The 10,198-nt window shown below is 65.0% G+C and carries 9 protein-coding genes; 6 read left to right on the top strand and 3 right to left on the bottom strand.

Features of this window, described 5'->3' with window-relative positions; genetic code table 11:
• Together VGH54_RS03520 and fadD1 are read left to right on the top strand one after the other, a co-directional pair.
• Complete coding sequence (locus VGH54_RS03520; RefSeq protein WP_414688631.1) at nucleotides 1-420, top strand: Zn-ribbon domain-containing OB-fold protein; 420 nt, start codon at nucleotides 1-3, stop codon at nucleotides 418-420.
• Entirely contained in the window at nucleotides 413-1,990 is a 1,578-nt protein-coding gene (gene fadD1 / locus VGH54_RS03525) for a fatty-acid--CoA ligase FadD1 (protein WP_331510549.1), read from the top strand. The genes VGH54_RS03520 and fadD1 overlap by 8 nt, the downstream gene beginning before the upstream one ends.
• On the opposite strand, the gene VGH54_RS03530 is transcribed toward fadD1, so the two are convergent.
• Both VGH54_RS03530 and dtd read right to left on the bottom strand, forming a co-directional pair.
• The gene (locus VGH54_RS03530) at nucleotides 1,987-2,907 is read right to left on the bottom strand and encodes a class I SAM-dependent methyltransferase (RefSeq protein ID WP_331510550.1); all 921 of its coding nucleotides are present in this window, start codon (nucleotides 2,905-2,907) and stop codon (nucleotides 1,987-1,989) included. The genes fadD1 and VGH54_RS03530 overlap by 4 nt on opposite strands.
• Nucleotides 2,908-2,920: 13 nt before the next feature.
• Nucleotides 2,921-3,352, bottom strand: a complete 432-nt coding sequence (gene dtd, locus VGH54_RS03535; RefSeq protein ID WP_331510558.1) for a D-aminoacyl-tRNA deacylase — start codon at nucleotides 3,350-3,352, stop codon at nucleotides 2,921-2,923.
• Between the two features lie 39 nt (nucleotides 3,353-3,391).
• Here dtd and VGH54_RS03540 point away from each other — a divergent pair, with 39 nt between their 5' ends.
• The 3 genes from VGH54_RS03540 to VGH54_RS03550 all read left to right on the top strand — a co-directional run bounded on the left by VGH54_RS03540 (nucleotide 3,392) and on the right by VGH54_RS03550 (nucleotide 8,440).
• Entirely contained in the window at nucleotides 3,392-3,709 is a 318-nt protein-coding gene (locus VGH54_RS03540) for an MTH1187 family thiamine-binding protein (protein WP_331510551.1), read from the top strand.
• A gap of 27 nt (nucleotides 3,710-3,736) precedes the next feature.
• Nucleotides 3,737-5,017, top strand: coding sequence for a competence/damage-inducible protein A (locus tag VGH54_RS03545; RefSeq protein ID WP_331510552.1), 1,281 nt, complete (start codon nucleotides 3,737-3,739; stop codon nucleotides 5,015-5,017).
• A 102-nt stretch (nucleotides 5,018-5,119) separates the two neighbouring features.
• Nucleotides 5,120-8,440, top strand: a complete 3,321-nt coding sequence (locus VGH54_RS03550; protein WP_414688630.1) for a helix-turn-helix transcriptional regulator — start codon at nucleotides 5,120-5,122, stop codon at nucleotides 8,438-8,440.
• Here the strand turns inward: VGH54_RS03550 and VGH54_RS03555 are convergent.
• Nucleotides 8,404-8,652, bottom strand: coding sequence for a hypothetical protein (locus VGH54_RS03555; RefSeq protein ID WP_331510553.1), 249 nt, complete (start codon nucleotides 8,650-8,652; stop codon nucleotides 8,404-8,406). The genes VGH54_RS03550 and VGH54_RS03555 overlap by 37 nt on opposite strands.
• 71 nt (nucleotides 8,653-8,723) lie before the next feature.
• Here VGH54_RS03555 and VGH54_RS03560 point away from each other — a divergent pair, with 71 nt between their 5' ends.
• Nucleotides 8,724-10,190 carry an HNH endonuclease signature motif containing protein gene (locus VGH54_RS03560; protein ID WP_331510555.1) on the top strand — a complete coding sequence of 489 codons (1,467 nt, stop codon included), beginning with the start codon at nucleotides 8,724-8,726 and terminating at the stop codon, nucleotides 10,188-10,190.
• Nucleotides 10,191-10,198: the final 8 nt, after the last annotated feature.

A 10,198-nucleotide genomic window follows, 5' to 3' on the forward strand; every position in this document is an offset into this window, starting at 1 on the left:
ATGATCGAGGCGACACCGCTTCCCGAGGCCACCCCCGTGTCAGCGCCGTTCTGGCAGGCACTAACCGAACACCGGATCCTGGTGCAGTATTCGCCGTCGCTGGCGCGGTACGTGTTCTATCCGCGCACCCTGGCGCCGGGCACACTGGCCGACGACCTGCAGTGGCGCGAAATCGACGGCGCCGGATCGGTGTACACATTCACGGTGGCGCGCCGCCCCACCGGGCCACCGTGGGCGGATTCGCTGCCGCAGATCCTCGCCGTCGTCGAGTGGGACGCCGGACCGCGACTCAGCACCGAGCTGGTGGACGTGGACCCGGCCAATGTCCGGATAGGAATGCGGGTGAGCCCGGTGTTCTGCGACATTCCCGACAGCGGAATCACGTTGTTGCGGTATCGGCCTGAGCCAACCGATGTTTGAGACCGTGCAGCAGTTGCTGCGGTCCCGGATGCGCGACGACACCCTCGCGGTTGCGCACGGCGATCAGACCTGGACCTGGCGCGAGCACCTTGCCGAGGCCGCGCGCGAAGCGTCGGCGTTGATCGGTCTTGCCGACACTGCTCGTCCGCTGCACGTCGGCGCGCTGCTCGGCAACTCGCCGGCCATGCTGCGCTCGATGGCGGCGGCCGGGTTGGGCGGCTACGTGTTGTGCGGGATCAACACCACGCGTCGCGGCGCCGGGCTGCTGTCCGACATCCGACGATCGGATTGCCAACTGCTGCTTGCCGATTCCGAGCATCTACCACTGCTGGACAGCCTGGATCTTGACGGCATCACCGTGCTCGACGTGGCGTCGCAGCGCTACCTCGACGAAGTCGAGGCCGCGCCGCCGCTGGTGCCGTGGCGCGAGGTCGAACCGGCCGACACCTTGATGCTGATCTTCACGTCGGGAACCAGCGGCGACCCGAAAGCAGTTCGGTTCGCCCACGTGATGGCGATTCTCTGCGGCGCCAGCCTGATCGGGCAGTACGACGTCACCGCCGACGATGTGTGCTACCTGTCGATGCCGCTGTTTCACTCCAACGGAGTGGCGGCCGGCTGGGCGGTGGCCATCGGTAGCGGTGCGGCGATGGTGCCCGCCCAGTTCTCGACATCGAGGTTTCTCGATGACATCCGTCGCTACAACGTCAGCTACATGAATTACGTCGGCAAGCCGTTGGCCCTGATGCTGGCCACCCCGGAGCGGGCCGATGATGCCGACAACACATTGCGGATCGCGTTCGGCAACGAGGCAACCGATCGTGATATCGACGAATTCGCCCGGCGATTCGGCTGCCGGGTTGTCGACAGCTTCGGATCAAGTGAGTTCGCCGTCATCGTCACCCGCGAAGACGGCACGCCTGCCGGATCTATCGGCAGGGGATATCCCGGCGTCGCCGTGTACCACCGGGAATCGGTGACCGAGTGCGCGCCAGCGGTTTTCGACAAGCACGGCGCCCTGGCCAACTTCGACGAGGCGGTGGGGGAGCTGGTCAACACCGAGGGAGCCGGCCCGTTCGCCGGGTACTACAACGACCCCGCGGCCACCAGCCAGCGGATGCGGCACGGCATGTACTGGTCGGGTGATCTGGCGTATCGGGACACCGACGGCTGGATCTACCTTGCCGGTCGCACGGCGGATTGGCTGCGGGTCGACGGCGAGAATCTGGCTGCCGCACCCATCGAGCGAATTCTGCAGCGGCTGGCCCCGATCAACCAGGTCGCGGTATACGGGGTGCCGGATCGAGACGTCGGCGACCAGGTGATGGCCGCCATCGTTCTCAACGACGGCGCATCGCTGACTCCGGCGGAATTCGAGAAATTCCTGGCCACTCAACCCGACTTGTCGCCCAAGGCGTGGCCGCGTTTCGTCCGGATCAACAATGAGCTTCCGCACACCGCGACCAGCAAGATTCTCAAACGCGAGTTGATCCGCGGCGGAGTGACGGCCGAGAGCGGGGTGCTGTGGGAACGGGCGGGACGAGGCACCGCCTACGTCGTGGCCGACTAGCGCGTGGCGGTGATGTACTCGGAGTGCATGATCTCGTCGAGGTCCATGTCGACGTGCGGCGGGGTCCGGCCGTATTCGCGCTGCAGTTCCGGGTTGGTCTGCACAGGGTCGACCGTCCACCCATGATCGGCTAGCCATTGTGCCGGTTTGGTTTTCGTCGCGTCGTCGTAGGTCAATGTGGAGAAATTCACATCACCGGACAGGTTGAGGCCCGGGTAACTGCCTTCCAGTGCAGCGAGCCGGTCCTGGTCAAGACACGAGCCCAGAGCGCCTATCCCGAGCCGGCTGCCCGGCGCCGACAATTCGGTGATTCGACTGAACAAGGTGTCCTGGGCGTCGCCGGTCAAGTACGGCAGAATGCCCTCCACAGACCAGGCGGTCGGGAGTTCGGTGTCGAAGCCGTTGTCCCGCAACGGTATTGACCAGTCATCGCGCAAGTCAGCTGCGACGTCGCGTCGGTCGGCCGCGGGTTCTGCTGAATGCTGTGCAAGCACTCTCGCCTTGAACTCGAGGACTTTCGGCTGGTCGACCTCGAATACCGTTGTACCAGTTGGCCATGTCAGCCGGTAAGCTCGCGAGTCCAGGCCCGCCGCCACGATGACGGCCTGCCGGATGCCCCGCTCCGCGGCTGAGGAGAAGAACTCGTCGAAGAACCGGGTCTGCACGCCGTACAGGCGGGGAAAGGTAGCGGCCCCCTCCGACGTGCCCGGGTCAGCGAGGGCGCCGTTGAGAAACGGGTCCGCCGACGCCGCGATGAAGTACTTGGCATAGTCGTCGCGCACCAACGGATGGTCGCTCACCGCATGTAAGGCACGCCATCCCGCGACCAGCAACGCGGTGTATCCCACGCTGCTGACGATGTCCCATGTGTCGTCGTCGGAGCGGTCCACGCCCCACTTGTCCTGCGATGTGCTCATGCAATCGTTCCTCTCACAGCTCCAGCAAGATGGTCACCGGGCCGTCGTTGACCAATTCGACCTGCATGTGGGCGCCGAAGATTCCGGTTTCCACGCCGGCCCCCAGATCTCGCAACGCTTGCACGAACGCGGCAACCAGCGGCTCGGCGGCCGCGCCCGGCGCGGCGGCGTTCCAGGACGGTCGCCGACCCTTCGCGGTGTCGGCGTACAGCGTGAACTGGCTGACCACCATGATCGGTGCGTCGACGTCGGAGGCCGACTGGTCGTCGTCGAGAATTCGCAGCTGCCAGAGCTTTTCGGCGAGCCGTCCGGCTTTGTCGGCGTCGTCACCGTGCGTCACCCCGACGAGTGCCAGCAGGCCCTGTCCGGCGGGCCTGATCGCGGCAACCGCGTGGCCGTCCACCGACACCGTTGCCGACGCGACCCGCTGCACCAGAACCCGCATGGCCCGATGCTGCCATGACGTCGTGGGTACGCTCATCGGGTGTCCGTACTGGTCGCGTTCTCGGTCACGCCGCTCGGAGTCGGCGAGGGCGTCGGCGAGATCGTCGCCGAAGCGGTCCGGGTAGTTCGAGACTCCGGATTGCCGAACAAGACCGATTCGATGTTCACCGTGATCGAGGGTGACAGCTGGGCCGAGGTGATGGCCGTCGTGGAGCGCGCCGTCGAAGCCGTGGCGGCCCGCGCCACCCGGGTCAGCGTGGTGATCAAGGCGGACTGGCGATCAGGTGTGACCGACGCGATGACCAGCAAGACGGAATCGGTGGAGCGTCACCTGTCCGCGCAACCCGGGGATGCGTAGCGAAACTGCCCGCCTAATGTCGTAGCGGTGAGCGCACGCGCGGGCATTGTCGTCACCGGAACCGAGGTCTTGACCGGGCGGGTCGCCGACCGCAACGGCCCATGGCTTGCCGACCGGCTTCTCGAGCTGGGCGTGGAGCTTGCCCACATCACCATCTGTGGCGATCGCGCCGCCGACATCGAAGCCCAGCTGCGGTTCATGGCCGACGAAGGCGTGGACCTGATCGTCACCAGCGGCGGGCTGGGACCGACCGCCGACGACATGACCGTGGCAACCGTCGCGCGATACTGCGGTCGCGAGCTGGTGCTGGACGCCGAACTGGAAAACAAGATCGCGGAGATCTTGAGAAAGCTGATGGCACGCATCGGGGGTGGCGATTTCGACGCGGTACGTGCCGCCAACCGCAAGCAGGCGATGGTCCCGGTCGGAGCCGTCGTGATGGATCCAGTGGGAACGGCGCCGGGCGTCGTGGTTCCCGGCAAGCCGACGGTCGTCGTCCTACCGGGGCCGCCACGCGAGCTACAGCCGATGTGGAAGACCGCGGTACAGCTACCCGCCGTTCAGGAAGCCATCGCCGGCCGGACGATGTACCGCCAGGACACCATCAGAATGTTCGGGCTGCCGGAATCCGGCCTGGCCGAAGCTCTTCGCGCGGCGGAGCACGAGGTGCCCGGCTTCGACTCGTTGGAGATCACCACCTGTCTGCGGCGCGGGGAGATCGAGATGGTCACCCGCTACGAACCTGACGCTGCGGACACCTACCGGCAGCTGACCGAATTGCTTCGCGCCCGGCACGGCCAGCACATCTTTTCCGAGGATGGCGCTCAGGTAGATGACCAAGTCGCGCAGCTGCTCGCCGGGCGCCGGATCGCCACCGCAGAGTCGTGCACCGGGGGACTGCTGGCGGCACGCCTGACCGACCGGCCCGGTTCGTCGGCCTACCTGGCCGGCGGGTTGGTGGTCTACGCCAACGACGCGAAAACCGACTTGCTCGGCGTGGATGCGGCGCTGATCGACGCGCACGGCGCGGTGTCGGAGCCGGTGGCCGAGGCGATGGCCGCCGGTGCGCTGCGCCGATTCGACGCCGACACCGCGGTGGCGATCACCGGGATCGCCGGACCAGGCGGGGGGACCGAGGAGAAGCCGGTCGGGACAGTCTGTTTCACCGTGGCGGTCGACGGCGCGTCCTCAACCCGCACGCTTCTACTGCCCGGCAACCGCTCCGACATCCGGGAGCGCTCGACCACGGTGGCGATGCACATGCTGCGTCAAGCACTCAGCGGAGCCGCAGCGTCTGGTTCCCAGTAATAGTTGTCCCGCGAACCGCTCGTAGATTTGTGCGGGTTGAGCGACAGCGATACGCGTTTTGGCTGATGTTTTGCGACTCCCGGCTGTCGGATGCTGGCTAGCATGAGCGAATGCGCGGACACGCCGCCACTGAACTGCAGCGACTGGAGTGAGGTGGGCGTGAGCGAGTTGCCAACCGGAACAGTGACGTTGCTTTTGGCCGATGTCGAGAGCTCCACCCAGCTGTGGGAAACCCAACCCGATCAAATGACCGCCGCGTTTGCGCGGCTGGATCGCACCCTCTCGGACGTTATCGCGGCCCACGGTGGGGTGCGGCCCGTCGAGCAGGGCGAGGGCGACAGCTTCGTGGTGGCGTTCGCCCGCGCCAGCGACGCGGTGGCGTGCGTCCTTGACTTGCAGCGCGCACCGCTGGCGCCGATGCGGTTGCGCATTGGCCTGCATACCGGCGAGGTACAGCTGCGCGACGAAGGCAACTACATCGGGCCGACCATCAACCGCACCGCACGAATCCGCGATTTAGCCCACGGCGGCCAGACCGTGCTGTCGGGCATCACCGAGGCGCTCGTCGTCGACCGACTTCCCGCCGATGCTTGGCTGACCGATCTGGGTGCCTACCCGCTGCGTGGTGTGACCCGACCCGAACGCGTTGTCCAGCTCTGTCACCCCGACCTGCGCAACGACTTCCCGCCACTCCGAGCCCCCAGCGCCGTTGCAACGCAGCGTCTTCCGGTCCAACTGACCACATTTATCGGACGCGAAGCACAGATCGACGACCTGCGGGGGATACTCGCCGACCACCGGCTCGTCACGCTGACCGGCGCGGGCGGCTCCGGTAAGACACGGCTGGCGGTGCAGATCGCCGCGCAGGTGGCAGGCGAATTCAGCGACGGCGTCTGGTACGTGGACCTGGCGCCGATAACGGACCTGGATCTAGTGCCTCTCGCGGCGGCGAGAGCATTAGGCCTGCCGGATCAACCGGGCCGCTCCACGATGGACACCCTCATCCGTTTTCTCGGCGACCGCCACACGCTCGTCGTGCTCGACAACTGCGAACATCTCCTCGACGCGACCGCAATGTTGATGGTCGAACTGCTTAGCAGCTGCCCCAAGCTGACATTGCTGGCCACCAGCCGAGAGCCGATCGCGGTGGACGGCGAGGTGATCTGGCGGGTGCCGTCACTGTCCTTGGCCGACGAGGCCATTCAGCTTTTCACCGACAGGGCCCGCCGCGCCAGGCCGGATTTCCGCCTCACCGACGGCAATGCAAACATTGTCGAGAAAGTCTGTCAGCGCCTCGACGGCATGCCGCTGGCAATCGAACTGGCAGCAGCGCAGGTGCGGGCCCTATCGCTCAACGAAATCCTTCTCGGCCTGAATGACCGCTTTCGGCTACTGACCGGCGGCTCACGTAGGGCCGTGCGTCGACAGCAGACCCTGCATGCCTCAGTTGACTGGTCGCACACACTGCTCACGGATCCTGAACGCGTGTTGTTCCGACGGCTCGCCGCCTTCATGGGCGGCTTCGACCTCGAGGCCGCGCAGTTCGTGGCCAGCGGAGGTGCGATCAAGGCCCATCAGATCCTCGATCAGCTCGCACTGCTGGTCGACAAGTCACTCGTCGTCACCGAAAACACAACGGGCCGAACGCGATACCGGCTGCTGGAGATGGTGCGCCAATACGCACTGGAGAAACTCGCCGAGTCCGGCGAAGCCGATACCGTGCGCACCCGCCACCGCGATCACTACACCGCAATGGCAGAGGCGCTCGATAACCCGGCGCGCGCCGGCCATGAGCAGATGCTCGAGGAAGCCTCATCCGAAATCGATAACCTGCGCGCAGCATTCGCGTGGAGCCATGAAAACGGGGATATCGAGCAAGCGTTGGCCTTGGCGTCGTCACTTCTTCCACTCTGGCTCGCCCGCGGCCGCATCGTCGAAGGGGCGACCTGGTTCGAGGCCGTCTTGGGCGAGGGAAACGGGGACGGCGCCGAGGTGGCCCGCCCGGTACGCGCACGGGCGCTAGCCGACAACGCACTTCTCAACGCGTGGGGCCTTTCATTGGACAGCGTTGACCAAGCCGAGGAAGCCGTGGCGATCGCACGTGAAATAGGCGACCCGACGCTGCTCGCCAGGGCGCTCACCGCCTACGTCGGCATTGCTGCCTACAACGCGGAGGTGGCACGGCCGTACTTCGCCGAAGCGATCGAGCTTGCCCGCGCGCTAGGTGACCGCTGGAGGTTGAGCCAGATCCTCGGTTGGCAAACCTACGCGGCCGCGGTGGCGGGTGACTTGATTGGTACCTACGCCGCCGGTGAAGAAGGCCGCGAGCTAGCCGATTCCATTGGCGACCAGTTCAACTCGCGGTACTGCCGTAATTGGAAAGGGATGGCTAGCTACCTGCAAGGTGATCTTGCTGGGGAAATCGCGCGGTGTCGCGAGATGATCGCGGAGGCGGACAGGGCTGGCGATGTCCTCAACCGGTTCCTCGGCCTGCAGAACCTCGCTCTAGTGTCGGCATTCCAGGGCGAGATTAGCCAAGCCCAAGATGCTGTGGACGCGCTGATTGAAACCGGCTCGGAACTTAGCCGCGTGCACGAAGGGGTCGCCTATATGGCATCGGGGCTCGCAGCCTTGGCCAGTGGCGACGCCGCAGCAGCTGGAATGGCGCAAGAGATGATGTGGCATCACGTCGGTGTTTACAGCCAAGTAGCGGCCATATTCCGGTGGAGCAGAGCGGAGGCTGCCGTGGCAGCCGGCGATCTCGCTACTGCTCAACAATGGGCTGACGAGGGCGTCGCCGCAACGACTGGGTGGTACCGGATCATGGGGCTTGTACCGCGTGCGCGAGTTGCAATTGCACGAGGCGAGCCTCAGCGGGCAGAGCGTGATCTCCATGACGCACTCGCGATCGCCGCCGAAATCAGAGCACAGACCGGGGTTTCGGAAATTTTCGAGTGTCTTGCCGCTGCGGCGTGCAGTGCCGGCAGCCACCATGAAGCCGCCCGGCTATTCGGAGCAGCGGACGGGATCCGGCAGCGTATCGGCGCAGTCCGCTTCAAGATCCACGACGCTGATTACGAAGCTTGGGTGGCCATGCTGCGTAACGCTATGGAAAGCAATGACTTTGAGGCGGCATGGGAAGAGGGTGCCGCTTTAACCACCGAGGAAGCGATCGCCTATGCGCAGCGCGGTCGCGGTGAGCGTAAACGGCCGTCGAATGGCTGGGCCTCGCTGACTCCGACCGAATTAGACGTGGTCCGACTCCTTCGCGAAGGGCTTCCCAACAAAGACATCGCCACACGGCTTTTCGTGTCACCGCGCACTGTGCAAACGCACCTCACCCACATCTACACCAAACTCGGTATAACTTCGCGTGTGCAACTCGTTCAGGAAGCTGCCCACCACCAGGCAACGCCGTTCTGACCGAACGCACCGACGCGCTTGTTCTCGGCCCACGCCGCGCGCTGCCAGATCCGCAGCTGCACCGTCGCTTCCGCCAAGGCAAGCTTGAGTTGCTCGTTTTCCAGCTGCAACCGACGTTGCTCGGCAGTGTCTTTGGCGCCGGCGGGGCCACTAGGGATTTCTTTGAGCCGCTCAGCACCGGCCGCCAGGAACTGATGCTTCCACTTGGCCACAGCCGCAACGATCCACAAGTTGCGACTCTGCCAAAAAGTTTGAGTCAGTGGACTGTACTATAATCGAAAGTATGTTCGATATAACGGCATCGTTGCAGGCCACGGCGTCTTTCACCGCTGTGGACGATGCCGGTGTGTTGGATGCCATCACGACTGCGGCCCGTGCACAGAACGCGATGTGTGGGCGCGAGCTCGCCGCGATCGGCGAGTTGTATGCGCGCCGCGCTCCCGAGGACGACTGCGACCGGCTGAACTGGGCGATCGACGGCCATGAGAACGTGGTCGCCGAAGTGGCCGCCGCGTTGGGCATCAGCCGGGGCCGAGCCCGAGGCCGGTTGCGTTACGCAATCGCGTTGCGTGAGCGGCTGCCGCGGGTCGCTGAAGTTTTTGCTCGAGGACTCATCGACTTTCGTCTGATGGCTGCGGTCGTATCCCGCACCGAGTTGGTCGAGAATCCAGAGTTGATCGCCAAGCTGGATGCGGCGATCGCCAACCATGCATCCAAGTGGACGCGGCTATCGGAGCCGAAGCTCATCGAACGCATCGACTTGTGGGTACTTCGGTTCGACCCGGCGGGCAAGCGCGTCGCGGGCGAGCGCACCGAAGATCGCTATGTCGAAATCGCACCCACGGATGTCGGCCTGGCGGGGATCTGGGCGCAGCTGCACGCGACTGACGGCGCGGCTTTGGATCAGAAGCTCGACGCGCTTGCCGATACGGTCTGCAAGGCAGATCCACGAAGCAAGAAGCAACGTCGGGCGGACGCCTTGGGCGCATTGGTTGCCGGACTATCGGCGATGCATTGCCGATGCGGGTCTCCGGGATGCTCAGCAGCACAACGACGTCCGGCCTCCGGTGTGGTGATCCACGTCCTGGCTGAACAGGCGACCATCAGCGGTGATTCTCAAACACCTGGCTATCTGCCCGGATTCGGGCCGCTACCATCGAGCATCCTGCGTGACATTGCGGCAACGGCAAAAATCAAACCGCTGGTCACGCCGTCAACCAATCCCGAGTCCGGTTATCGACCTTCGGCGGCGCTGGCCGAATTCGTGCGCCTTCGGGACTTGACCTGTCGATTCCCCGGCTGCGACGAACCGGCTGAAGCATGCGATATCGACCACACCGTCCCGTTCCCGCTGGGCCCTACCCACCCCTCGAATTGCAAGCTGCTCTGCCGTTATCACCACCTGCTGAAAACGTTCTACAGCGGCTGGGCCGACCATCAATCACCCGATGGGACGGTGACCTGGACGACGCCGAGCGGCCACACGTACACCACCGAGCCCGACGGCAGTATCTTCTTTCCCCAGTTAGGTATCCCGACAGGAGAATTGGCGACAAAAAAGCTGGCCGTCGAACCCGGGGACGGCCGCGGGTTGATGATGCCGCGGCGCAGACGAACACGCGCGCAGGAACGGCTCGACCGCATCGCTGCGGAACGACGCTTCAACGAGCAATGCCTCAAGCGACAGCAGTGGCCCTTCGATGAAACCACCAGACATCGAGAATCCCTCGCCGAACCTCCGCCGTTCTGACGGGCGAA

It is taken from the genome of Mycobacterium sp., assembly GCF_036488105.1.
Taxonomy (GTDB): Bacteria; Actinomycetota; Actinomycetes; order Mycobacteriales; family Mycobacteriaceae; genus Mycobacterium.